The sequence below is a fragment of the Pseudarthrobacter sp. O4 genome (assembly GCF_050157025.1).
Lineage (GTDB): Bacteria > Actinomycetota > Actinomycetes > Actinomycetales > Micrococcaceae > Arthrobacter.
This window is the reverse complement of record NZ_CP189591.1, coordinates 788,701-811,645: the sequence shown is the minus strand read 5'-3', so window position 1 is coordinate 811,645 and position 22,945 is coordinate 788,701. Positions and strand designations below refer to the sequence as shown.

Genomic DNA, 22,945 nt, shown 5'->3' with positions numbered 1-22,945 from the left:
GGGAGTGAACGGCACCCGTCCGTGGCGGGGCCGCTTGCCTTAAAGCCGCTGGAGCGGCACGAACACCCGGGGCTGGTTCTTCCAGCTGGGCTCCATCTCGGAGATGGTCTCCCGCATGATCCGGTTCGAAGCGTCCCTGGCGGCGGTGGCCTCTCCGGCGGCAATCGCTTCGGCCAGCTCGACATGCCACCGGAGTGCCGTTTCCCTCGGGTGGTCCGGCATCAGGCCGTGCACGGTGCGCCCGGTCAGGGTTTCGGCCACCTGGCCCACCATGTTGGCGAACATCTCGTTGCCGGAGCCGGTCAGCAGCAGGGAGTGGAAGTGGATGTCCAGCTCCAGGAACCGCGGCACGTCGCCGGCCTGGCCGGCGTCGCGCATGGCGAGGGAAATGTCCACCAGCTCGCGCCGCAGCTCTTCGGGGGCATTGACCGCCGCCAGTTCCGCGGCAACGGGCTCGACGGCGGTGCGCAGCTCGGCGAGGGAGCGCAGCTGGGCTCCGCGTCCGGCGCCGGCCAGCCGCCAGCGGATCACGAGAGGATCGAAGGGGTTCCACCGGTTGGCCGGCAGGACCCGGATTCCCACCCGCTTGATGGTCTCGACCAGGCCCAGGGACTGCAGGACGCGCACGGCCTCACGGACTACCGAGCGGGAGACTTTGAGCTCGGCTTCAAGGTGCTCGGCCAGCATGACGTGGCCGGCGGGGAGTTCTCCCGCGACGATGCGGGCGCCCAGATGCTCGATGGCACGGTGGTGGAGGCTGGTTGACATAGTCGTAAGCATAGTGCGCAGCACGGGGACCCAGCGGCGGCATCCAGCCGCCGTTCCGGTCCGGACCGGTGGAGCGGGTGCCGGAAATCATAGACTGTTTATGACGCGCCGTTATTCCGCCACGTGGGCGCTGCTTTCCCGTAGACCGCGGAAATACATATGGTTTATTGACAGCCACTGTTCCCAGAAGCGTGTTCCGCATGAAATGCGGGACGAACTGCACTCGTTGCACAGAAATGAATTGGAGTTTTGATGTCAGCACACATCGGTGTCACCGGCCTTGCGGTGATGGGGGCCAACCTCGCCCGCAACCTGGCCCGGAACGGCTTCACCGTTGCCCTGCACAACCGGTCCGTGGAGAAAACCGACGCGCTCCTGGAAAAGCACGGCCAGGACGGAGACTTCGTCCGCACGGAGACGCTCCAGGAACTCGTCGACTCGCTGGAGAAGCCGCGCCGCGTGCTGATCATGGTCAAGGCCGGCAAGCCGGTGGACTCCGTGATCGAGCAGCTCGAGCCGCTCCTGGAGGCGGGCGACATCATCATCGACGCCGGCAACTCGCACTACGAGGACACCCGCCGCCGCGAGGCCGCGCTGGCCAAGAAGGACCTGCACTTCGTCGGCATCGGCGTCTCCGGCGGCGAGGAGGGCGCCCTGAACGGCCCCTCGATCATGCCCGGCGGCTCCAGGGAGTCCTACGACGCCCTCGGCCCGCTGCTGGAAAAAATTGCCGCCCACGTGGACGGCAAGCCGTGCTGCGCCTGGATCGGCACCGACGGCGCCGGCCACTTCGTCAAGATGGTCCACAACGGCATCGAATACGCGGACATGCAGGTCATCGGCGAAGCCTTCGACCTGCTGCGCTCCGGCGCGGGGATCGAACCGGCCGAGCAGGCGCAGATCTTCGAGGAGTGGAACCAGGGCGAGCTCGCCTCCTTCCTGATCGAAATCTCCGCCGAGGTCCTCGGCCACGTCGACGCCAGGACCGGCAAGCCGTTCGTCGACGTCGTGGTGGACGCCGCGGGCCAGAAGGGCACCGGCCGCTGGACGGTCATCTCCGCGCTCGAACTGGGATCGCCGACGTCGGGCATCGCCGAATCGGTCTTCGCCCGGGCCCTGTCCTCCCAGTCGGAGCAGCGTGTGCTGGCCCAGGAACTCCTGGCCGGCGGAGAAGCCGCAGTCGAGGTCCCCGAGGGCTTCGTCGAAGACGTGCGCCAGGCGCTGTACGCCTCCAAGCTGGTTTCCTACGCGCAGGGACTGGACATGCTCACCTCGGCCGCGAAGGAATACGGCTGGGACCTGAAGCTGGACGAGATCGCCTCGCTGTGGCGCGGCGGCTGCATCATCCGGGCGGAGCTGCTCAAGGAGATCACCAAGGCCTACGCCGCAACGGAGAAGCCGGCCAACCTGCTCTTCGCGCCCGCCTTCACCAAGGCGATCGCCGAGGTCCTTCCGGCCTGGCGCCGGGTTGTTTCCACGGCTGTCCAGCTCGGCATCCCGGTGCCGGTGTTCTCCTCCTCGCTGGCCTACTACGACGGCCTTCGCCGCAAGCGCCTCCCGGCCGCCGTGATCCAGGGCCAGCGCGACCTCTTCGGCGCCCACACCTATGGCCGCATCGACGCCGAAGGCACCTTCCACACCCTCTGGGGCGAAGACAAGTCCGAGATCGAGGCCGTGGACACCCACTAGTCCCGGCCACCGTCTGACACAGCGGCCGGCGCTTCCCGATACTCTGGGGGCGCCGGTCGTTCGTGTTTCCGGCCGCAACCTGTCCAAGGAGTTCAGCTCATGCCCCAGCCCGTAGCGTTCGTCACCGGTGCGTCCACCGGGATCGGCTTTGAAACCGCCAGGAAGCTTGCGGCGTCCGGGTTCACGGTCTATGCCGGGGCCCGCCGGGTGGAGAAGATGGAGCCGCTGAAGGCCTACGGCGTAAAGGTCGTGGCGCTGGACGTGACGGACGAGGCGTCCATGGGCGCCGCCGTCGGAGCGGTGATTGCCGCGCACGGGCGGATCGATGTCCTGGTGAACAACGCCGGCTACGGGTCCTACGGCTCGCTCGAGGAGGTGGAGCTCGCCGAAGGCAGGCGGCAGTTCGACGTCAACGTTTTCGGCCTGGCCCGGATGACGCAGCTGGTGATTCCTGCCATGCGGGCCGCGGGCCGGGGGAGGATCATCAATGTGTCCTCCATGGGCGGGAAGATGTATGAGCCGCTCGGCGCCTGGTACCACGCCACGAAGTTCGCCGTGGAGGGCCTCAGCGATTCCCTGCGGATGGAGCTCAAGCCGCACGGCATCGGCGTGTCCATCATCGAGCCGGGAGGCACCCAGACCGAATGGGGTGCCATTTCCGCGCAGGGCCTGCTGGCCAGCTCCGGGGACGGGCCGTACGCGGCGCAGGCCAAGGTCATGGCGGCGGTGCTGGCCACCACAGACAAGGCTGCGCTCTCCACGCGGCCCGAGGTGGTTGCCGACGTGATCGTTCAGGCCGCCACCGCTCTGCGGCCCAAAACCCGTTATCCGGTGGGCGGGAGTGCGCGGGCTCTTCTGCTGCTGCGGCGCCTGCTGCCGGACCGGGTGTTCGACGTCGTGATCTGGAACATCTACAAGCGGTTCCCCGTCTAGCGGCCGGCCGGTTGGCTTCAGGGTTGGCTAGATGTGGTAATCGATGAGGTATTCGGCCGGGTCGACGGCGGGCTTGGTCTCCCGCTGCGCGTCCCGGTGGCGCCAGGTGGCCGGCACACCCGTGATGATCGATTCGGCCGGGGCGTCCTTCACCACCACGGCATTGGCGCCCACGGCGCTGTCCCGCCCGATGGTGATGGGTCCCAGGATCTTGGCCCCGGCGCCGATCACGACGCGGTCCTCGATGGTCGGGTGCCGCTTGACCTTCGCCAGCGAGCGTCCGCCGAGGGTCACACCGTGATAGATCATGACGTCCTCGCCGATCTCGGCGGTCTCGCCGATGACGACGCCCATGCCGTGGTCGATGAAGAAGCGCCGGCCGATGGTCGCCCCCGGGTGGATCTCGATGCCCGTGAGGAACCGGGCCAGCTGGGAAATCAGCCGCGCCGGGAAACGCAGGGCGGGGTTCTGCCACAGCCGGTGCGTCAGGCGGTGGAACCAGATCGCGTGCAGGCCGGAGTAGGCAAAGAAGTTCTCAAAAGAACCCCGAGCCGCCGGGTCGTGTGACCGGGCGGCGTCGAGGTCTTCCTTAAGTCTTGCGAAGAAGCTCACAAAGACCTTTCTACAGCGATGGTGGGACAGTGGGCTGGGACTCAGCCGCGGATGTCGTCGTACAGCACGGTGGAGATGTAGCGCTCACCGAAGTCGCAGACTACGGCAACAATGAGTTTACCGGCGTTCTCCGGGCGCTTGGCGAGCTCCACGGCCGCCCAGACGATCGCGCCGGAGGAAATGCCGCCCAGGATGCCTTCCTTGTTGCCGAGCTCGCGCGCGACGCGGACGGAATCCTCCAGGGTGGCGTCAATGACCTCGTCGTAGACGTTGATGTCCAGGATTTCCGGGACGAAGTTGGCGCCGAGGCCCTGGATTTTGTGCGGGCCCGGGGCTCCGCCGTTGAGGATCGCTGAATCCTTGGGCTCGACGGCAACGATCTGGACGCCGGGATTGCGCTCCTTGAGGACCTGGCCGACGCCGGTGATGGTGCCGCCGGTGCCGACGCCGGAGACAAAGATGTCCACCTTGCCGTCGGTGTCGGACCAGATTTCCTCCGCGGTGGTCTGGCGGTGGATCTCCGGGTTGGCCTCGTTGGCGAACTGCTGCGCCCAGATGGAGTTCTCCGTGTTGGCCACGATCTCCTGGGCCTTCTCGACGGCGCCGCGCATCCCCTCGGAACCGGGGGTCAGCACGATCTCGGCACCGTAGGCACGGAGCATGACGCGGCGCTCCGTGGACATGGTTTCCGGCATGGTCAGGATGACTTTGTACCCGCGCGCCGCGCCGACCATGGCCAGGGCGATGCCGGTGTTGCCGGAGGTGCCTTCGACGATGGTGCCGCCGGCCTTGAGGGCACCGGACTTCTCGGCTGCATCGATAATGGCGACGCCGATCCGGTCCTTGACGCTGTTGGCCGGGTTGTAGAACTCCAGCTTGACGGCAACCGTGGCGTCCAGCCCTTCGGTGAGCCGGTTCAGCCGGACCAGCGGGGTGCCGCCAACCAACTGGGTAACATCGTCATAGATCCGTGCCATGGGTATAAGCGCCTGTCTGTTGAAGGGGGAATACTGAGGTCAGCCTAACGAGGGCCTGCAGGGCCTAGCTAAGCATTAAGCCATGCAGAGTAATATTTCCTGGCCTTGGCGAGCTTCGGGTTGATGATCACCCGGCAGTAGCCCTCTCCCGGGTACTTGGCGTAGAAGTCCTGGTGCATCGCTTCCGCGACGTGGAACACCGGCAGCCGGCTGACCTCGGTCACGATCGGGTCGGCCCACAGTTGCTGGTTCCGTTCGATCGCCTCCTCGAAAAGGACCTTCTCCTCCGTGGTCTCGTAGAACATCGAGGAGCGGTACTGCGTGCCGACGTCGTAGCCCTGGCGGTTGAGCGTGGTGGGGTCGTGCAGCGCGAAGAACATGTCCAGGATGACTTCCGCCGGAACCACGTCCTCGTCGAATGTCACCGCCACCACCTCCGCATGGCCGGTGGTTCCGGAGCACACGGTGTAGTAGTCGGGGTCACGGTCATGGCCTCCGGTGTAGCCCGAAACAACAGAGCTGACACCCTTGGTTTTCTGGTAGACGGCGTCGAGGCACCAGAAGCAGCCTCCGCCGAGGACAAAAGTTCTCATGTCCTCTTCAATGGTTGAAGAGCCCCGATGATTCCCGACGCCGGTGGCCCGGCGCGCCGAGTAGGGTAAAAATGAGGTTATGGAACCTGTAAACGCCGTTGTTTCAGCCGGCTCTTCCGAAGGAATCGACGCTGCCATCACCACTGATTCACATGCCGGAGCCGGGGCCGGAGAAGCGTCCGGCCCGCCCATGCTGGGCATGATCCTGCTTGCCGTCGAGGAGCTCTGGCCGGAATCGCTGGCCGAGGACTGGGACGAAGTGGGCCTCGTGGCAGGCCATCCTTCGGCTGAGGTGAGCAGGATCCTCTTCGCCGTCGATCCGACCCTCGAGGTGATCGAGGAGGCCATCGAATGGGGCGCGGAGCTGTTGATTACGCACCATCCCCTGCTGCTCAAGGGCGTGACCTCGGTCGCCGCGACCACCGCCAAGGGCCGGGCGGTGCACCGGCTGATCGAGTCCGGAACTGCGCTGCTGACGGTGCACACGAACGGTGACTCCGCCGTCGGTGGGGTGTCCGATGTCCTGGCGGACGCACTCGGCCTGCAAAACGTCGCCCCGCTGACCCCGGCAGCGGATGGCTTGCCCGAAGAGGGGATAGGACGGGTCGGGGACCTCAAGGAAGTCCTCACGCTGGGTGAATTCGCCGCCCGCGTCTTCGGCATCCTGCCGGCGGTCGCCGGTGGGGTCCGGGTTTCCGGGGACCGGGACGGACTCGTCCGGCGCGTCGCCCTCTGCGGCGGGGCCGGTGACTCCCTGTTCGGCGCGGTGCGGGCCAGCAACGCCGACGTCTACCTGACTGCCGATCTCCGGCATCATCCGGCGTCGGAAGCCCGCGAGGCGGCAGTCAACGACCGGCCCTACCTGATCGACGTTTCGCACTTCGCCAGCGAGTGGCTGTGGCTGCCGGCCGCCGCCGAAGCCCTCGGCAATGTGCTGAACGATCAGGGCCATGACGTTGAGATCCGGGTCAGCACCACCAACAGCGACCCGTGGGACTTCATTCTGACTCCGGGCGGGGACTAGAGTCTAGGGAGCGCCGACAAGGTGCCCGGCTCCGGCCGGAAGGGAACAAGCGGAGGTAATAGTGGCCAAGGCAGCACCGGCGGAACAGTTGAAGTTGCTCGAATTGCAGGGACTTGACGCCAAGCTCAAGTCCTTGTCCAACCGCCGCCGAAGCCTTGAAAGCGACTCCCGGATCACCGATCTCGAGGCTGCCCTCGGCGTGGCCAACGGCGAACTCGGTGCCGCGAAAGTGGCCGTCCACGACGCCGAACTCGAGCTCAAGCGCGCCGAGGCCGACGTGGAGCAGGTTGCCTCCCGGATTGAACGCGACGAGGCGAGGCTGAACAGCGGCACCGGCCTCTCCAAGGACCTCGTTGCCCTGCAGAAGGACCTCGTGTCCCTCAACAAGCGCCGCTCCGACCTCGAAGATGTCGAGCTGGAAGTCCTGGAACGCCTGGACTCGCTGCGCCTCCGCCAGGCAACGCAGCAGCAGATCGTCGATGACATCCAGGGTTCCTTCGGCGTCATCCGCGCCGAACTGGACGAGCAGCTGGCCGAGATCGCCACCGAGGCCACGGTGGTACGCGCCAAGCGAGCCGAGTTCGCCGAAGGACTGGACGCCGGGATGCTGGCGATTTACGAGAAGACCCTGGCCAAGCGGGGTGTCGGCGCCGCCCGGCTCTTCCACGGCACCTCGGAAGGCTCCGGCATGCACCTCAGCCCGGGCGACCTTGCCGAGATCAAAGCCGCGGCCGAGGACGACATCGTGTTCTGCCCCGATTCCGGCTGCATCCTGGTCCGCTCCGCCGAGTGGGTCTAGCCGCCGCCTCGTCAGCCCAACTGACCCGCATTTGTTGTCGTTTGGAGCGCTCCAAACGACAACAAATGCGAGCTAGTTGGGGCTTATGGAACTAGTTGGGCAGGACGATGTTGAGGGTATGCGGCTTCCGGGCCGTGCCTTCGACGAGTTCCGCGGCCCACTTCTCGGCCGCGGCCTTCTGCAGCTGCGCGGGCGTCCCCGGAGCCTTGCCCCGGCGGCTCAGCAGGTGCCGCGCCAGCTCCCCGCGGGTGTGCTTGGCGAAGTGGCTGACCACCTTGCGCACGCCGTTGACCTCGGTGAAGACGTTGACCGCGACGGTCTGCGGCGGCGGGGGAGTCCACGCGGCGGCGTAGGTGCTGGAGCGGCAATCCACCAACAGCTCACCTTCCGTTGCGGCCAGCAGTGCCTCGTTGAGCTGCGGTTTCCAGAACGAGGCCAGCCGTCCGACGTCGGGAAGTGCGGTGCCCATCGACAGACGGTACGCGGGCACCCGGTCGGCGAAGCGGATGGCACCCCAGAGTGCTGAAATGACCAGCACGGACTCGTCCGCCTTGCGGCGCTGCGCCGCGGTCAGGGAGTCATAGCCCAAGGCGTCGTACAGCACCCCGGAATAGACCTGGTGTGCCGGCGCCGCCGGTTCGGCATGCAGCCGCGTGTTGCGTTCGACGTCGGCCCGCAGTGAGGCGCCGACGCCCAGGAGCGCGAGGGCGTCCTCGTGAGCGCTGACCGTGCCGAGGGCTTCGAGGACCTTCGCACGGTACGTATTGAGTCCGGGAAAACTCAGGGAGGCCCACTCGACGGCGTCGCCGCCCACGGCGGGGGTCTTGCCTTCGGAGGGCGGCAGCAGAATCAGCACCGTCCAATCTTACCGGTGGCTGGACGTCCGCAGACCCTCCAAAGGCGCCGGCTCAGCCGAGGTGCCGGCCCAGGAAGGAGACCACGTCCGGCAGGATGGACCGCCAGTAGTCTTCGTCGTGCCCGCCGGGCTGGAAGCCGCCCTCGATCCGGCCGGGGAGGGCGCTGACGTAGGCCTGGACTGTGGGGAGAAGATCATCGTCGGTACCGCAGTCGATCCTCTTGGGCAATGCCTCCAGCTGCGGCCGGAGAGCGAAGACGTCATTTGCCGCGAAATCCTCCGGGCTGTCGAAGGCACCGTCCAGGCCGACGTCGTACTCGCTCCAGACGGCGGGGCTCATGGCGGCTACGCCCCGGAGTCCGGCGACCTTCCCCTGTGAGGCGAGGAGCAGCACGCCGAGTCCTCCCATGGACAGGCCGAAAAGGCCGAGCTTGCCGGTGTCGAACCCTTGGCTTGCCAGGAGCGGGATGAACTCCGCCAGCAGCATCGCCTGGGTATCCGTACCGTCCGCGCGCGCGTGCCACCAGGTGTCGCCGCCATCCACGGAGGCTATAGCGAAGGGCGGGCCGCCATCAGCGAGGTGCCGCTGCAGTACCGCCTGGGCGCCGAGGACATCGAAGATGAAACGGTTGCTGCTGCCGGTGCCGTGCAGGAACACGGCCACGGGGAGCTTTTGTTGCCCGGCCAAGCCGGACGGCACCGGCGCGGCCACCGACCACCCGGTGGAGGTGCCCGGCCGGAAGCCTGAGACGAAGGAACCGGATGTGACCTCCACCTGCGGACGCGGGTCGACGGTCGCCGTCGCCGGGTCTCCCGGATTGGCCGCCGTCGGCTTTGCGGTCAGCCCGTCGGTCGCCGGGTCTGCCGTAGGCTTGGCCGCAGCAGCGCATGACGCCAGCGCGGTGGCGCCCAGCAAGCCGGCTCCGAGCTCCAGCATCCGCCGGCGTCCAAGCAACGGCCAGTCCATAGTCTGATCATAGGCATGGAGGCTACCCGGCACACGAGTAGTTCTACCCTCCTACGCCGCCTTAATCGGGGTGGCGGACGCAGATGCCGAGGTTTGGGCCGCCTGGGCTGCCTTGTTTTCGCGCGCCAGGAAAGCAGCGAGCTCTGCAATGGTGCTCATCATGGGTGCAGGGAAGACTACAGTCGAATTCTTGTCCACCGCGATTTCCACCAGGGACTGCAGATTCCGCAGCTGCAGGGCAAGCGGGTGGGCCATCATGGTGTCCGAGGCGTCTCCGAGGGCGGCGGCGGCGATGGACTCGCCCTCGGCGGCGATGATCTTCGCCCGCTTCTCCCGCTCAGCCTCCGCCTGGCGGGCCATGGCGCGCTTCATGCTCTCCGGGAGCTGGATGTCCTTCAGCTCCACCAGGGTGACTTGGACGCCCCATTCCAGGGTGAGGGCATCCAGGATTTCCCGGATATCGCTGTTGATGCGCTCGGTCTCGGACAGCGTCTGGTCCAGGCTGTGCCGGCCGACAACTTTCCGCAACGTGGTCTGGGCGATCTGGTTGATGGCCGCCGCCACGTTTTCGATCGCCACCACGGATTTCACGGCGTCGATCACCCGGTAGTACGCCACCGCGGAGATATCGACGCTCACATTGTCCTGGGTGATGATGCCCTGCGACTGGATCGGCATCGTCACGATCCGCAGGCTGACGAGCTGGAGCTTGTCGATCACGGGAATGATGAAGCGCAGCCCGGGCATTCTCACCCCGATGACCCTGCCCAGCCGGAAGAGGACGCCCTTCTCGTACTGGCGCACAATCCGGATGGACATCCGGGCCAGCGTCAGCACGAGCACGACGACGACGATGAGAACGACGATGCCGGTGAGGTCCATGCGGATCCCCTCCTGATTGCCTGAAGTGCCTGCGTTGTGGAGTTTCCCTAGGTCGCTTACCTTGGTTCAATTGTCCCACCGCGGCTTGGAAAAGGCCCCGGAATCGGGACCATGGCTGTCCTCCCAAGCCCCGGCGATCAGCGGTCCCCGGTCCCAGTAGAATGGACAGCGGATGGGTTGACCAGGCGGCCGCGCGTCACGCAAGTGGCTCGAGGAACGTCCGGGCTCCGCAGAGCAGGGTGGTGGGTAACGCCCACTCGGGGTAACCCGCAGGCCAGTGCCACAGAGAACAGACCGCCTGCGTGCCGTGTGTGCCTGCACAGGCGGCAGGGCAGGTAAGGGTGAAACGGTGGTGTAAGAGACCACCAGCTTCCCGGGTGACCGGGAAGGCTAGGTAAACCCCACCCGGAGCAAGGCCAGACAGGGCACGTTTGAGGGCTGCTCGCCCGAGTGTCCGGGTAGGCTGCTGGAGGGCGTCGGCAACGGCGTCCGTAGATGGATGGCCGCTATTCCCGCGCCGGTAACAGCGCGGGAACACAGAACCCGGCGTATCGGTCAACCCATCCATCCACCGCCGCAGGGCTAGCCCAGGTGCAGCTGCTTCGAAAGCTCCCAGGGGTCGTCGGTGAAGACACCGTCGGCGCCGTCGCTGCGCAGGCGGGACGCGGTGGCGTCGTCGTTGACCGTATAGGGCCACACCGTCAGCCCGGCATCCTTGAGCTTGCGCAGGTAGTCGGCCCTGATGCTTTTGTTCGGTCCCACATGGTCTATCCCGGCAGCGCGGACCTCGGCCGGATCAGGCTCCTCGCCCTCGCGCAGCAGGTACAGGACCTGCAGCCCGGACTTGGCCAGGGTCTGGGCAACCGGGTAGCTGAACGACTGGACAATCACTGTGTCCTGGACGCCGCGCCTGAGGATCGAGTCGGCAAACGCTGCCAGGTCGATAGCCGGATCCTTCACTTCCGGCACCAGGACACTGCGTCCGCCGTACTCGTCCAGCATGGCTTCCCAGGTGGTGGGAGAACCCTCGGCGCCTCCCCGCGGGTTCTTGATGTGCGCCGCCTTCCATTGCTCCAGGGTGATGTCCGCCGGGCTGCCGGTCACGCCGGACATGGTCCGGTCCACGGTGTCGTCATGCAGCGGCACGAGGGTCCCGTCCCTCAGCGGCCGCAGATCCGTCTCGATCGGGAACGCCGTCTTGCTGACGGCTTCGAAGGCTTCCGCGGACGATTCCGGATACACCAGTGAGCCGCCGCGGTGCGCCACCAGCGTGAAGCCGGCCGCGGCCTGGTCCCTAGCGGAAGAGGCTGGGGCGGAAGAGGCTGGGGCGGAGGACGACGAGGCGGACGGCGTCGGCTCTGCAGCCGCGGACGACGACGGCGTTGCCGCCGGCTGTTGCGCGGCGCAGCCGGTACACAGCAGCAACGCGAGCCAAAGGGCCCAACGCTTGACCATCGCCTCAGCGTAGCGGGTTGCGCCCTTCCCGTGTGAGTGATTTCACGCGTAACGGGGCACCGGCCGCCGCGTTGCCGACTTAGAATGGATAGCGAACGTAGAAGTTCTGCCACCGGGTCTGCGTTTGCGGCCGGTGGTTTTTCTTTGCGCCACACGCAGGCGCCCGGGGTGGACCGAATCCCCGGCGAAACCCAGGTTCCGGACACCCTCCGGCGGCCGACTTCCACATACGAGGACGTATGTGGTGGATTTTAGGAAGGTAGTTCTGTGAGCCAGACGTCAGATTCTTGTCTTGATACGTGGATGGGCCGCGAGGCGCTCGCCGAGGCCATGATCCCGGTGATTGGCCGGCTGTACCGCGAGAACAACGTGGTGACGAGCATCCATGGTCGGAGCCTGATCAACAAGTCCACCATGAATATCCTCAAGGCGCACCGCTTCGCCCGCCGGATGAGCAAGGAAGAACTCCGCCTCGAGGAGACCGCCCCGCTGCTGGACGCCCTGACGAAGCTTGATCTCGGCGCGGCGGCTATCGACATCGCCCGCCTCACCGAGAAGTACCGTGCCGAGGGCGATGGCGTCAGCTTGGATGAGTTCCTGCGCGAGGAACTCGCCGAGGTCGTCGGGAAGCGCGGCGGCGACGACCGCACCAGCACCGACGTCGTCCTCTACGGATTCGGCCGCATCGGCCGGCTCCTGGCCCGCCTCCTGATCGAAAAGGCAGGCGGCGGGCACGGCCTGCGTCTGCGCGCGATCGTGGTCCGCCGCGGTTCGGACAACGACCTGGCCAAGCGCGCCAGCCTGCTGCGCCGAGACTCCGTCCACGGCTCTTTCGAAGGCACCATCAAGGTGGACCTCGAGAACGACACCATCACGGCCAACGGCGTCCAGATCCAAGTCATTTACTCGGACAACCCCGCCACGGTGGACTACACCGCCTACGGCATCCATGACGCACTCATCGTCGACAACACGGGACGCTGGCGCGACGCGGAGGGCCTGTCCCAGCACCTGCAGAGCAAAGGCGCCTCCCGCGTGCTCCTCACCGCTCCGGGCAAGGGCGAGCTGAAGAACATCGTGCACGGCATCAACCAGGGCACCATCACCGACTCGGACAGGATCGTCTCGGCCGCTTCCTGCACCACCAACGCCATCACCCCGGTCCTGAAGGCGATCAACGACCGTTACGGCGTGGTGCACGGCCACGTGGAAACTGTCCACTCCTTCACCAACGACCAGAACCTGATCGACAACTTCCACAAGGGCGACCGCCGCGGACGCTCGGCCGCGCTGAACATGGTCATCACCGAAACCGGTGCCGCCAAGGCCGTTGCGAAGGCCCTGCCCGAACTGCTCGGCAAGCTCACGGGCAGCTCCATCCGCGTCCCCACCCCGGACGTGTCCCTGGCCATCCTCAACCTGAGCCTGGAAAACGGCACCACCAAGGATGAGGTCAACGACTACCTGCGGGAAATGTCGCTGCATTCGGGGCTGCGCAAGCAGCTCGACTACATCGATTCTCCTGAGGTTGTCTCCACGGACTTCGTCGGTTCCCGCCGGGCAGGCATCGTCGACGGACTGGCCACCATCTCCAACGACAAGAACCTCGTCGTCTACGTCTGGTACGACAACGAGTTCGGCTACAGCTGCCAGGTTGTCCGCGTCATGGAGGAAATGGCCGGTGTGAACCCGCCGTCGTTCCCCGCCAAGGATGCGGCTTCGATCCTTGCCGCCGCCGGTCTGCCTGCCGGCGTCTGACGCCGGCGGCTTCGCTGCACGCCCCTGACCGGGACTTATTGTTCCTTTCCCGGCCGATGCTCTGGAATCGGCCGGGAAAGGGAACCACAATGGAGCCATGGAACAGAACTCGGCTGTGGAGCACGAAACCACCCTGGAACGCGCGCTGGATATCGCCCGCCGGAACGTCAAGGAAGCAAAGCGTCTCCTTGATGATGCCCTCGCCAAGCACAATGCCGGCGAGATCGACGACGCAAGGGTCAAGCAGCTCGAGGAGCTGATGGACCTGGCCAACGAGGACCTCGTGCGGGTGATGAAGGAGAACTAGCAGGGCACTTGTCCTCCACATTGTGGAGAACGCCCTGAGCGTCGGGGGTCTGCCCTAGGATTCTGGGGTGCAGCCAGAACGAACCGCTCCGGAGCTCAATGACCGCGCCGGGTCATGACGGTCACCTGGGCGGATTTCCGCCGGGCGCGACGCCGGTCCCGCCAGGCCTGGGCCCTGCTGGCCGCCGTGGCTATCGTTCTGGCCGGTGGATTGGGCTGGTTCTTCACCAGCGGACAGTTCGCCGCCATGGAGCCGCCGGCCGCCGGACCCAGCGAGGCGCCGGTCCTGGCGAAGGGCTGGATGACGGCCGTGCACTCCGTGCACCCTGTTCCGCCGGGCGCTGCGGCTGCTGCGCTGGACACGCTGCCGGTCAAGGGCCGGGCGGCGAGCGGCAACTACGACCGCGCCGCCTTCGGCCAGGCCTGGCTGGACGTAGACCGCAACGGCTGCGATACCCGCAACGACATCCTCCGCCGCGACCTGCCGGACGCTCAATTCACCGAAGCCTCCCGCTGCCGGGTGGCCGCCGGGACATTGCAGGAACCGTACACCGGACAGCTCATCGCCTTCCGCAGGGGCGCCGAGAGCAGCAAGGCCGTGCAGATCGACCATGTCGTGGCACTTGGCGACGCCTGGCAGAAAGGCGCGCAACAGCTGACGGCCCAGCAGCGCGAGCACCTCGCGAATGATCCGCTGAACCTCATCGCCGTGGACGGCCAGGCGAACCAGGACAAGAGTGCGTCCGACGCCGCCACCTGGCTGCCCCCGAACAAGGCCATCCGCTGCCATTACGTCGCCCGGCAGATTTCGGTCAAGGCGGCCTACCGGCTGTGGGTCACGCCGGCGGAGAAGGAGGCGATGAAACGGATCCTCACGTCGTGCCCTGAGCAACAGACGATCGTTCCGCGCCGGGTCCGCTGAGGGGCCGGGAAGCGGGGTTGACGGTACTCAATTGACTTGCTCAGTAGACTGCAGCATGGACATTGTGAGATACGTTACGCCGTTGCTTGGCACCTGGCAGGGAGAAAACCGCTCCCGGATCATGCCGACGGACGACTAACAGGACTCGGCGGCCACCGCCACAGTGAGGGTGACCGCGGCGCACTTCGCGAGCGCCGCCTACACCTGGTCAGACGGTGAGAGCCCACAGGAAGGTCTGCTGCTCCTGGCCGGCGGACCGTCCGACGCGGAGCCGGCCACCGCCGTGTGGGTGGACTCCTGGCACACGGGCCGGGCACTGATGCAGTTCTCCGGGACCGTGGGCGGGGACGGTGTCCTCCGGCTCAACGGCTCCTACGCGGCGCCGACCGGCCCGGACTGGGGCTGGCAGATCCACATCCACCCGGGGGAGGGCCGGGGCGGACGCCTCACCATGCACAACGTCGTCCCAGGTGAGGACCCCTATCAGGTGGTGGAGCTGGTACTCGAACGGTAGGGTACCGGCATGGACATCATCCTCGTACCCGGATTCTGGTTGGACGCCTCGTCGTGGGAGGAGGTCACCCCGCCGCTCACCGCGGCCGGGCACAAGGTCTACCCGCTGACGCTGCCGGGCCTGGAGTCGGCCGATGCGCCGCGCGCCGGCATCGGCCTGCGCACCCACATCGACGCCGTCGTGGCGAAGATCGATTCCTTCGATGCACCTGTGGTCCTTGTGGGCCACTCCGGCGGCGGCGCCATCATCCACGGCGCCGTCGATGCCCGCCCGCACCGGGTGGCCCGGGCAATCTACGTGGACAGCGGCCCGCTCGCCGACGGCGGTCTCATCAATGACGAGCTGCCGGCCGACGGCGACGGAATTCCGCTGCCGCCGTGGGAGCTGTTCGACGACGACGACCTTGTCGACCTGACCGACGAGCTGCGGGCCATGTTCCGCGCCCGCGCCATCCCGCAGCCTCGCGGCGTAGCCCAGGACCGGCAGCAGCTCAGGGATGAACACCGCTTCGAGGTTCCGGCCACCGTCATCGCCTGCGAATTTCCGTCCTCCCTGCTGTCGGAAATGATCGCCGGGGGCCACCCGTACGTGGCTGAACTCGGGAGGATCCGCGACGTCGAATACGTGGATCTGCCCACGGGACACTGGCCCCAGTTCACCCGGCCGGCGGAGCTCGGCGCCGCGATTCTTGCCGCCGTCGACCGCTCGTCGTGAAGGGGTTCAGACCCACGGAGCTGCAGGGCCGCGCTAGCTGGCCGGCCGTCGTCGGCTCTCAGTGCCCGAACGGGTCCGGATCCACGCCAGGCATCCAGATCAGCCCGGGGACGCCCCAGCCGCTTTTCTTGGCCTGCTTCATGGCCTTGCGGGCGTAGCGGTCGATCAGCCGGTTGACATACAGCTTGCCGTCGAGGTGGTCGTACTCGTGCTGGATCAGCCGGGCGAACCAGCCTGTTGCCTCGAAGTCGACCGGTCTGCCGTCGCCGTCGAAGCCCTGCACCCGGGCCCACTCGGCGCGCTTCAGCGGGTACTGCCCGCCGGGAAAGGACAGGCAGCCCTCTTCTTCCTCGTCAGGGTCCGGCAGTGCGCCGGAGATCTTGGAGAGGGTCAGCACCGGGTTGACCACGACGCCGGATGGCGGCGCGCCGTCGTCGTTCTCGTACCTGTACACGAAGAGCCGCTTGCCCACCCCGACCTGGGGCGCAGCCAGACCGACGCCGTTGGCGGCGTCGTTGGTCTCGAACATGTCCGCGATCAGGGTGCGGAGTTCGTCGTCGAAGGCGGCGACTTCCGCGGCCCGGCGGTGCAGCACGGGCTCGCCCCAGATCGTGATTGGCAGAACGGTCATCTCAGGTGTTTTCCTCTAATGCTTGCTGGCTGGTCGCTTCCGGAACGTCAGCCGGCGATGGTGCGGCCGACGACGTCGCGCATGATTTCGTTGGTGCCGCCGAAAATGGTCAGCAGCCGGGCGGCGAGGTAGGCCTGGGCCACGGGGTATTCCAGGATGTAGCCGTACCCGCCGTGCAGCTGGAGGCAGCGGTCCGTGATGGACTTGGCGCGCTCGGAGGCCCACAGCTTTGCGCGGGCGGCGGAAGCTGCGTCGAGTTCTCCGGCGTTGAAGGCAAGGATCGCCTGGTCGACGTAGGCTTCGGTGACCTCGACCTCGGTGAGGATATCGGCGAGCTCGAAGCGGCTGTTCTGGAAGTCGATGATCCGCTCACCGAAGGCGTTGCGTTCCTTCGTGTAGCGGACGGTCGCCTCGTACATGGCGCGGACGACGGCGGAGCTGGCGGTGGCGATGGCGAGCCGGCCCTGGGGGAGCTGTTCGGCGGCGTACTGCAGGCCCTTGCCTTCCTCACCCACGAGATCCGCGTGCGGGACCCGGACGTTGTCGAAGAACAGTTCCGCGGTATCCGAGGCCTTGAGGCCCATCTTGTCCAGCTGCTTGCCGGTGTTGTAGCCCTCGCCCTTCTGGACCATGAACAGGGAGAACGAGTCGCGGTTTCCCCGTCCGGTGCCGCCGTCGGTCCGGGCCAGGACCAGGGACGCGTCGCCGGAAATGCCGTTGCCGATGAAGGTCTTCTGGCCGCTGATCAGCCAGTCGCCGCCGTCGCGCACGGCCTTGGTGCGGATGCCGCGCAGGTCCGAGCCGGCGCCGGGTTCGGTCCAGGCGATGGAGGTGATGATCTCGCCGGACACCATGCCGGGCAGCCACCGGCCCTTGAGATCATCGGAACCATAGGCCAGCAGATGGGGGAGGACCATGTCGTCGTGCAGGTGGAAGGCCAGGCCCACGGCGAGGTGGTTGCTCTTGGCGAATTCCTCGTCGAGTACAGCCCGGTAGCGGTAGTCGTCCATGCCCAGGCCGCCGAATTCCTCCGGGACCGCGAGGCCCAGCAGGCCCTGCTCGCCGGCCGCAGTCCACAGCTCCCGGGACATCATGTGGTCCTTGTCCCACTGGGCGTAGTGCGGGGCGACCGCGCGCGCGTTGAATTCGGCGGCCATTTCCCGGAACATCTCGTGGTCTTCTTCAAAGAGCTTGCGCCTCATTGCGGGTCCTTCCGTTGACAGATCCTGGGATGCCACTGCACAAGTAAACAACTGCACAGGCAAACAACTGCACAGACGACAAAGGCCGCACCGGTTATCCGGTGCGGCCTTTGTCTAAGGTCGGACAATTCTGCCGTCCTTCATGAGGGTGAGCGACGGGGGTTGAACCCGCGACCTCCTGGACCACAACCAGGCGCTCTGCCAACTGAGCTACGCCCACCATGTGCCCGGCCATGCCCTCCGGCGAACCGGCTGGCTGAAAAGGCAACGACAAATAGCTTACCTGCTGTTCGGGGCTGCTTTCGCCATTTTTGGGGTTTTCGGCAAAATTTTCCGTCAAACGTGGCGCAGATTACTCCGGGGCTACTCCGCGGCGGCTGATTCTGCCGTTCCCATGACCTTCCTGGCGATCCGCTGCGCGGTGGCGCTGTCCGGTCCGGGGGCGGGAACAAAGACGGCCTCGCGGTAGTAGCGCAGCTCGTCGATGGAATCCTGGATGTCCCCGAGGGCGCGGTGGCCGCCAAGCTTGGCGGGGGACTGGAAGTAGGACCGCGCATACCAGCGCCGGGACAGCTCCTTGATGGTGCTTACGTCGATGACCCGGTAATGCAGGTGTTCCACCAGCTCCGGCATGTCCCGGACCAGGAAGACGCGGTCGGTTCCCACCGAGTTGCCGCCCAGCGGCGCCTTCTTGGGGTCCGGCACCCACTGCTTGATGTAGTCCAGCACCATGGCCTGGGCTTCGGCCATCGTCTTGCCGTGCGGCAGCTCCTCCAGCAGCCCGGAGCGGGTATGCATGTCGCGCACGAAGTCGCTCATCTGGGCAAGCGCGGCGTCGTCCGGCTTGATGACGACGTCGACGCCGTCCCCCAGGATGTTGAGCTCGGAGTCGGTCACCAGGGCGGCCACCTCGATGAGGGCATCGTTCCTGGTGTCCAGGCCGGTCATTTCGCAGTCGATCCAGACGATGCGTTCGTTAGTTATAGGCACGCGCCCAGCCTACCGTTTCGTCGCCGTAGAGCCGTCCGGTGCTAGGATTTCGGGTACGCGGCCGTCGAATTTTTTCGTCATCGCGGCGTGCCCCGGGCCATTTCAAACGGCCGGCTGCGGGCGGATTTCAGCCCCACAAGAGATTGGACGATCCTGAGATGACGGCGCCTGTACCTGCGGCGGGGAAAACGGCCGCCGGTACGTCCCGCACCGCCCAAACGGCAGCTGTTGCCGACGTGGACAACGCCCGTTCCCCCCTCCTGGCCGGATTCGTCGGATCAGTGTTCATGGCGATCGGTTCGCTCGGCGTCGGCTGGCTCGCGCCGGCCTCCGAACTCCGCAGGGTTCCGCTGTTCATCTGGCTGCGGACGGAGTCAGTCGGCGTCGCCCTGAGCATCGTCCTCCTTGCCATCGGCGGGATGCTGCTGGTCCGGGCCTGGCTGCGGCTGGGCCAGCGGGTGCGCGTCTGGGGGGCGGATGCCCGCACGGCGACGCTGCAGGCAGTGGTGGCCTGGGGGCTTCCCCTGATGTTCTCCGTGCCGCTCTTCAGCCGGGACGTGTACGCCTACATCGGCCAGGGCCGCCTGATGGTGGAGGGCTTCAACCCCTACGAAAACGGCATCTCGGCGCTGTCCAACTACTTCCAGCTCGGTGCCGACAGGATGTGGACCGAGGCGCCCGTCCCGTACGGCCAGCTTTTCCTCTGGATCGAGCAGTTCGTCGTCTGGTCCACGAACGTGCACCCGGAAGCCAGCATCATGCTGTTCCGGCTCGCGGCGCTGGTCGGGATCGTGCTCTGCATCATCTACGTGCCCAAGCTCGCGGAACTTCATGGCGTCAACCCGCACCGTGCGCTGTGGTTGACCGCCGCCAACCCGCTGTTCCTCACCAACTTCATCGCCAGCGTCCACAACGACGCCCTGATGATCGGCCTGGCCCTCGCAGGCCTCTACTACTGCGCCACCCGACGGGTCATCTTCGGACTGGTCCTCGTGACGCTGTCCATCTCGGTCAAGCCGATCACCATCGTCTTCCTGCCGTTCATCGGCCTGCTGTGGGCGGGTAAGAACGCCAGCTGGCCGCGGAAGGTCGTCTTCTGGGGACTCACGGCCGGGATCAGCCTGGCGCTGCTCTACGCCATGAGCCTGGTCAACGGCTTCGGCTTCGGCTGGATCAACGGACTGTCCGCGCCGGGCAGCATCTGGATCTGGTACGCCCCGATCGGCCTGCTCGGCCTCGTCGTCGCCTCCATCTTCAACGCTGTCGGGCTCGATGGCTGGGGGCTGGCCAAGTGGGTGTACGACGCCGGCAAACTGCTTGCGCTCGGGATCGTCGCCTGGCAGATCTTCCGCGGGGACCACGACCGCCTGATGCGCCGGCTCACGCTGGCGTTCGCCGCCGTCGTCGTCCTGGCCCCGATGATCCAGTCCTGGTATGTCGTCTGGCTCATTCCGCTGTTTGCCGTCACCGGCATCCGGGATGACTGGCAGGTCAAGGCACTGTACTTCATCGTGTCCTTCTTCATGGTGTACGCGATCTCGGACCAGCTGGAAGTCTTCCCGTACCTGCAGACCGCTGACCTGGGACTGGCCCTCGCACTGGCACGCAACGCCGCGGCCATCATCGCGCTGCTCTTTGCCCTGTACCTGATCTTCCTGGACCCGAAGACCAAGATGCTGTTCAGCAAGCAGGAGGAACCTGTCACCACCCGGCCCGTCATCTAATCCGCCGGCAACTTACCTCAGGGCAGGTTCCGGAGGGCTTCCTTGCGCGAGAGTGCGCTGAGCTCCTGCCCGTGCCGCTCAACGAACGTTCGGACCCAGTCCGGTTCCGTTCCGGAGTAGTCGCGCAGCGCCCAGCCGATCGCCTTCCGGATGAAGAATTCCCGGTCTACCAGGTTCGCCTCGATGACGTCCCGGAGCAGGGCGGCGTCGGTCGCGGCTTTCGCGCCCAGCTGCGCCGTGATCGACGCCCGCCGGATCCAGAAGTCCTCGTCCGTACTCCAGCGGCGGAGCACCGGGGTGAGGTCTTCCCGGTGTGCCTGCAGCAGGGCGCACAGCCGGTGGGAAACCCCGTCCACGAGATCCCACCACGCCCCGCTGCGGATGATTTCCTCGTACACCGGCAACATGCTGAGCTCGCCGGCGGCCAGCCTGAGCCCGGTCAGGTCGATGGCGGCATACCGTTCCTCACGCCAGCTCGCGCCGCGCCACAGTTCCAGCACCGTCGATTTCAGCTCCCCAAGGGGGCCGGGCGGCAGCTCCGCGGCGGCGGCCTTGACGATCCGGCGGACTTCCGGCACCCGCACGCCGAGGGAAGGCATCTCCGATTTCATGTAGGCCTGCGCCCCGGCGGCCCGGACGGGATCGGCGGCGGCCCGCAGCCGGGAGCGGATGGCGTCGGTCAGTTCAGCGTTGGCCATGAGCCCACTTTAGCCACGGCCACCGTGGCTCTCGAGTTCCCGGTGGCTCTAGAGTTGAAGCCATGTCGATGATCAAGAGTCCCGCCGAGATTGCCCTGATGCGCGAAGCCGGCCGGGTGGTGGCGAACACGCTGGCGACGGTCCGGGAAGCCGCCGCCGTCGGAGTGTCCCTGAAGGAACTGGATTCGGTGGCCGCGGCGACGATCGCCGGTGCCGGAGCGACCCCGGCGTTCCTGAACTACAAGCCGCGCTGGGCCTCCGTGCCGTTTCCCGGTGTGATCTGCACGAGCGTCAATGATGCCGTGGTGCACGGCATTCCCAACGATTACCGGCTGCAGGACGGCGACCTGCTCAGCGTCGACTGCGGCGCCTTCCTCGAGGGCTGGTGCGGGGACGCGGCCGTCAGTTTCATCGTGGGCGCGGCCGATCCGGTGGACCAGGCCCTGATCGATGCCACGGACGCCGCCCTGGCGCGGGGCATTGACGCCGCCCGGACCGGGAACAAGATGGGGGACCTGGGCTACGCGATCGGCGGGGCGTCACGCCGCGCAGGCTACGGGCTGCTCGCCGACCACGGCGGCCACGGGATCGGCAAGACCATGCACGCCGAACCGCACGTTCCCAACGACGGCAGGCCGGGCCGGGGCATCAAGCTGACCGAGGGGCTGGTCATCGCGATCGAGCCGATGCTGATCCTGGGCGGCCAGGACGACTACTTCCACGACGACGACGAGTGGACCCTCCGCTCGGCGAACGGCCGCCGCGCCGCCCACAGCGAGCACACCGTGGCGATCACGGCGGACGGACCGGTCATCCTGACCCTGCCGTAGGGTTTGCCGACGGCCCAGGGCACCGCGCCTGGCCGCCAGCCCGTCGGAGTGGCGGCCGCACGGCGATGCCTCAGCGGCGTCCCTTGGGCCTGACGCGCCGGCGGTGGGCGGCGAGCCGGAGCTGGATGATGCGGGCGGCGCCGGCAATGGCGACAAGCACGCCCCCGCCGACCGCCGCGATGAACAGGGCGACGCCGAGCGCTACAGCTCCCTGCAGGCCAAAGAACCTCACCTGGACATAGTCCTGGTTCTGCAGGATGAACGCGATCAGCAGGATCAGCACCACCAGGGCGCTGGCGACGGCGGCCCAGACCATTCCCGCGCGGGTGACCTGGCGGGGTTCTGTTCCGCCGGCACGGCGCGCCGGTGCTGCCCTGTCCGCGCTGTCAGTCCTGTCTGCCCTGGCCGTCCTGCCTGCCCTGGCCGGGCGCGGCGTTCCGACGGTGGCCGGCGACCGGTCCGGGACCATCGGGGCGCCGTCGGCCGGAGGCTGCGTAGGGTGGCCATCCTCGGGGTATCCGGAGGCGCCGGCGGTTTCAGGCTGCCGGGCCGTCGCTGGTTCATTGGGGTCGAATCCCCGGGGTGTCTCGGTCATGGCGGCCTTACCTTTCACGAGTCTTCCCGCCTGGCGGGAAGAGCGGCTCGACACCGATGCGGCGTCGGTTGTGACAAGGTGCCCGGGCTCCTCCGGCCCCTGCCGCACCCTCGCGCGCCTCCGGATCAGGCGGACTGCACGATCCCAATGATGTTGCCTTCGCTGTCTTTGAAGAATGCCGCTTGCCGGCCATCAACCTCGGCAACCCCGTCGACGGTTTTGAACCCAGGACGGTCGTATTCCTCGAACACGAGCCCGTTGCCCCGGAGCGCCGCCATCTCCGCGGTCAGGTCGGACACCTGGAATCCCATCTGCGTGTGCCCGCCGCGGTCCGGGTTGGGGGTGGCGTACAGGACGAAGCCGGACCCGCCGGCAGCCTCATAACGGAATCCGCCGCTGGTTTCCTCGACTGGCTTTAATCCCAGCTTCTCCTGATACCACTGTTTCGCCCGTTCCAGATCCAGCGCTGGCAAGGTCGTATGGACCAAGGATTCACCCAACATTTT

At 66.8% G+C, this 22,945-nt stretch carries 25 protein-coding genes, 1 tRNA gene and 1 other RNA gene; 12 read left to right on the top strand and 15 right to left on the bottom strand.

Features of this window, described 5'->3' with window-relative positions; all coding sequences use genetic code 11:
- Positions 1–39: 39 nt before the first annotated feature.
- Entirely contained in the window at positions 40–768 is a 729-nt protein-coding gene (locus ACQCSU_RS03720; RefSeq protein ID WP_426978346.1) for a FadR/GntR family transcriptional regulator, read from the bottom strand.
- Between the two features lie 252 nt (positions 769–1,020).
- On the opposite strand from ACQCSU_RS03720, the gene gndA reads away from it, so the two are divergent.
- Together gndA and ACQCSU_RS03710 are read left to right on the top strand one after the other, a co-directional pair.
- Positions 1,021–2,457, top strand: a complete 1,437-nt coding sequence (gene gndA, locus ACQCSU_RS03715; protein WP_426978345.1) for an NADP-dependent phosphogluconate dehydrogenase — start codon at positions 1,021–1,023, stop codon at positions 2,455–2,457.
- Positions 2,458–2,556: 99 nt separating this feature from the next.
- Complete coding sequence (locus ACQCSU_RS03710; protein WP_426978344.1) at positions 2,557–3,390, top strand: oxidoreductase; 834 nt, start codon at positions 2,557–2,559, stop codon at positions 3,388–3,390.
- Between the two features lie 27 nt (positions 3,391–3,417).
- Here the strand turns inward: ACQCSU_RS03710 and epsC are convergent, their stop codons facing one another.
- From epsC to msrA, 3 genes are all read right to left on the bottom strand, one after another.
- On the bottom strand, positions 3,418–4,002 hold the full coding sequence (gene epsC / locus ACQCSU_RS03705) for a serine O-acetyltransferase EpsC (protein WP_426978343.1): 585 nt from the start codon (positions 4,000–4,002) through the stop codon (positions 3,418–3,420).
- A 41-nt stretch (positions 4,003–4,043) separates the two neighbouring features.
- Positions 4,044–4,979, bottom strand: coding sequence for a cysteine synthase A (gene cysK / locus ACQCSU_RS03700; RefSeq protein ID WP_426978342.1), 936 nt, complete (start codon positions 4,977–4,979; stop codon positions 4,044–4,046).
- Between the two features lie 68 nt (positions 4,980–5,047).
- Positions 5,048–5,572 (bottom strand): peptide-methionine (S)-S-oxide reductase MsrA, encoded by a 525-nt coding sequence (msrA, locus tag ACQCSU_RS03695; RefSeq protein ID WP_426978341.1) that lies wholly within the window; start codon positions 5,570–5,572, stop codon positions 5,048–5,050.
- A 79-nt stretch (positions 5,573–5,651) separates the two neighbouring features.
- Between msrA and ACQCSU_RS03690 the strand changes: the two genes are divergently transcribed.
- On the top strand, positions 5,652–6,596 hold the full coding sequence (locus ACQCSU_RS03690; protein WP_426978340.1) for a Nif3-like dinuclear metal center hexameric protein: 945 nt from the start codon (positions 5,652–5,654) through the stop codon (positions 6,594–6,596).
- Between the two features lie 61 nt (positions 6,597–6,657).
- Positions 6,658–7,395 (top strand): zinc ribbon domain-containing protein, encoded by a 738-nt coding sequence (locus ACQCSU_RS03685; protein ID WP_426978339.1) that lies wholly within the window; start codon positions 6,658–6,660, stop codon positions 7,393–7,395.
- Positions 7,396–7,486: 91 nt separating this feature from the next.
- Here the strand turns inward: ACQCSU_RS03685 and ACQCSU_RS03680 are convergent, their stop codons facing one another.
- From ACQCSU_RS03680 to ACQCSU_RS03670, 3 genes are read right to left on the bottom strand one after another with little or no spacing between them, the layout of a single operon-like run.
- Positions 7,487–8,251 carry a YaaA family protein gene (locus tag ACQCSU_RS03680; protein WP_426978338.1) on the bottom strand — a complete coding sequence of 255 codons (765 nt, stop codon included), beginning with the start codon at positions 8,249–8,251 and terminating at the stop codon, positions 7,487–7,489.
- Between the two features lie 52 nt (positions 8,252–8,303).
- Positions 8,304–9,218, bottom strand: coding sequence for an alpha/beta hydrolase (locus ACQCSU_RS03675; protein ID WP_426978337.1), 915 nt, complete (start codon positions 9,216–9,218; stop codon positions 8,304–8,306).
- Positions 9,219–9,269: 51 nt separating this feature from the next.
- Complete coding sequence (locus ACQCSU_RS03670; protein ID WP_426978336.1) at positions 9,270–10,100, bottom strand: slipin family protein; 831 nt, start codon at positions 10,098–10,100, stop codon at positions 9,270–9,272.
- Between the two features lie 173 nt (positions 10,101–10,273).
- On the opposite strand from ACQCSU_RS03670, the gene rnpB reads away from it, so the two are divergent.
- Positions 10,274–10,667: RNase P RNA component class A (gene rnpB, locus ACQCSU_RS03665), an RNA gene on the top strand.
- A gap of 15 nt (positions 10,668–10,682) precedes the next feature.
- Here the strand turns inward: rnpB and ACQCSU_RS03660 are convergent.
- Positions 10,683–11,555 carry a glycerophosphodiester phosphodiesterase gene (locus tag ACQCSU_RS03660; protein ID WP_426978335.1) on the bottom strand — a complete coding sequence of 291 codons (873 nt, stop codon included), beginning with the start codon at positions 11,553–11,555 and terminating at the stop codon, positions 10,683–10,685.
- Between the two features lie 303 nt (positions 11,556–11,858).
- Between ACQCSU_RS03660 and ACQCSU_RS03655 the strand changes: the two genes are divergently transcribed.
- The 5 genes from ACQCSU_RS03655 (at position 11,859) to ACQCSU_RS03635 (ending at position 15,769) form a co-directional block, all read left to right on the top strand.
- Positions 11,859–13,313, top strand: a complete 1,455-nt coding sequence (locus ACQCSU_RS03655; RefSeq protein WP_426978334.1) for a glyceraldehyde-3-phosphate dehydrogenase — start codon at positions 11,859–11,861, stop codon at positions 13,311–13,313.
- Positions 13,314–13,410: 97 nt separating this feature from the next.
- The gene (locus ACQCSU_RS03650) at positions 13,411–13,620 is read left to right on the top strand and encodes a hypothetical protein (RefSeq protein WP_426978333.1); all 210 of its coding nucleotides are present in this window, start codon (positions 13,411–13,413) and stop codon (positions 13,618–13,620) included.
- 114 nt (positions 13,621–13,734) lie between these two features.
- On the top strand, positions 13,735–14,541 hold the full coding sequence (locus ACQCSU_RS03645) for an HNH endonuclease family protein (protein ID WP_426978332.1): 807 nt from the start codon (positions 13,735–13,737) through the stop codon (positions 14,539–14,541).
- 169 nt (positions 14,542–14,710) lie between these two features.
- Complete coding sequence (locus ACQCSU_RS03640; protein WP_426978331.1) at positions 14,711–15,055, top strand: DUF1579 family protein; 345 nt, start codon at positions 14,711–14,713, stop codon at positions 15,053–15,055.
- Positions 15,056–15,064: 9 nt separating this feature from the next.
- On the top strand, positions 15,065–15,769 hold the full coding sequence (locus ACQCSU_RS03635; RefSeq protein ID WP_426978330.1) for an alpha/beta fold hydrolase: 705 nt from the start codon (positions 15,065–15,067) through the stop codon (positions 15,767–15,769).
- 58 nt (positions 15,770–15,827) lie between these two features.
- Here the strand turns inward: ACQCSU_RS03635 and def are convergent, their stop codons facing one another.
- The 4 genes from def to orn form a co-directional block, all read right to left on the bottom strand.
- Positions 15,828–16,400, bottom strand: a complete 573-nt coding sequence (gene def, locus ACQCSU_RS03630) for a peptide deformylase (RefSeq protein ID WP_426978328.1) — start codon at positions 16,398–16,400, stop codon at positions 15,828–15,830.
- Positions 16,401–16,447: 47 nt separating this feature from the next.
- A complete protein-coding gene (locus ACQCSU_RS03625; RefSeq protein ID WP_426978327.1) occupies positions 16,448–17,602 on the bottom strand; it encodes an acyl-CoA dehydrogenase family protein in 1,155 nt (384 codons plus the stop codon).
- A gap of 147 nt (positions 17,603–17,749) precedes the next feature.
- A tRNA-His gene (locus tag ACQCSU_RS03620) sits at positions 17,750–17,822 on the bottom strand.
- Positions 17,823–17,965: 143 nt separating this feature from the next.
- Positions 17,966–18,550, bottom strand: a complete 585-nt coding sequence (orn, locus tag ACQCSU_RS03615) for an oligoribonuclease (RefSeq protein ID WP_426979705.1) — start codon at positions 18,548–18,550, stop codon at positions 17,966–17,968.
- 200 nt (positions 18,551–18,750) lie between these two features.
- Here orn and mptB point away from each other — a divergent pair, with 200 nt between their 5' ends.
- Positions 18,751–20,316: a polyprenol phosphomannose-dependent alpha 1,6 mannosyltransferase MptB gene (gene mptB / locus ACQCSU_RS03610; protein WP_426978326.1), complete on the top strand. Its 1,566-nt coding sequence runs from the start codon at positions 18,751–18,753 to the stop codon at positions 20,314–20,316.
- A 17-nt stretch (positions 20,317–20,333) separates the two neighbouring features.
- On the opposite strand, the gene ACQCSU_RS03605 is transcribed toward mptB, so the two are convergent.
- Positions 20,334–21,014, bottom strand: a complete 681-nt coding sequence (locus ACQCSU_RS03605; RefSeq protein WP_426978325.1) for a DNA alkylation repair protein — start codon at positions 21,012–21,014, stop codon at positions 20,334–20,336.
- Positions 21,015–21,076: 62 nt separating this feature from the next.
- On the opposite strand from ACQCSU_RS03605, the gene map reads away from it, so the two are divergent.
- A complete protein-coding gene (gene map / locus ACQCSU_RS03600) occupies positions 21,077–21,844 on the top strand; it encodes a type I methionyl aminopeptidase (protein ID WP_426978324.1) in 768 nt (255 codons plus the stop codon).
- A 70-nt stretch (positions 21,845–21,914) separates the two neighbouring features.
- Here the strand turns inward: map and ACQCSU_RS03595 are convergent, their stop codons facing one another.
- Both ACQCSU_RS03595 and ACQCSU_RS03590 read right to left on the bottom strand, forming a co-directional pair.
- Positions 21,915–22,439, bottom strand: coding sequence for a LapA family protein (locus ACQCSU_RS03595; protein WP_426978323.1), 525 nt, complete (start codon positions 22,437–22,439; stop codon positions 21,915–21,917).
- A 125-nt stretch (positions 22,440–22,564) separates the two neighbouring features.
- Entirely contained in the window at positions 22,565–22,942 is a 378-nt protein-coding gene (locus ACQCSU_RS03590; protein ID WP_426978321.1) for a VOC family protein, read from the bottom strand.
- Positions 22,943–22,945: the final 3 nt, after the last annotated feature.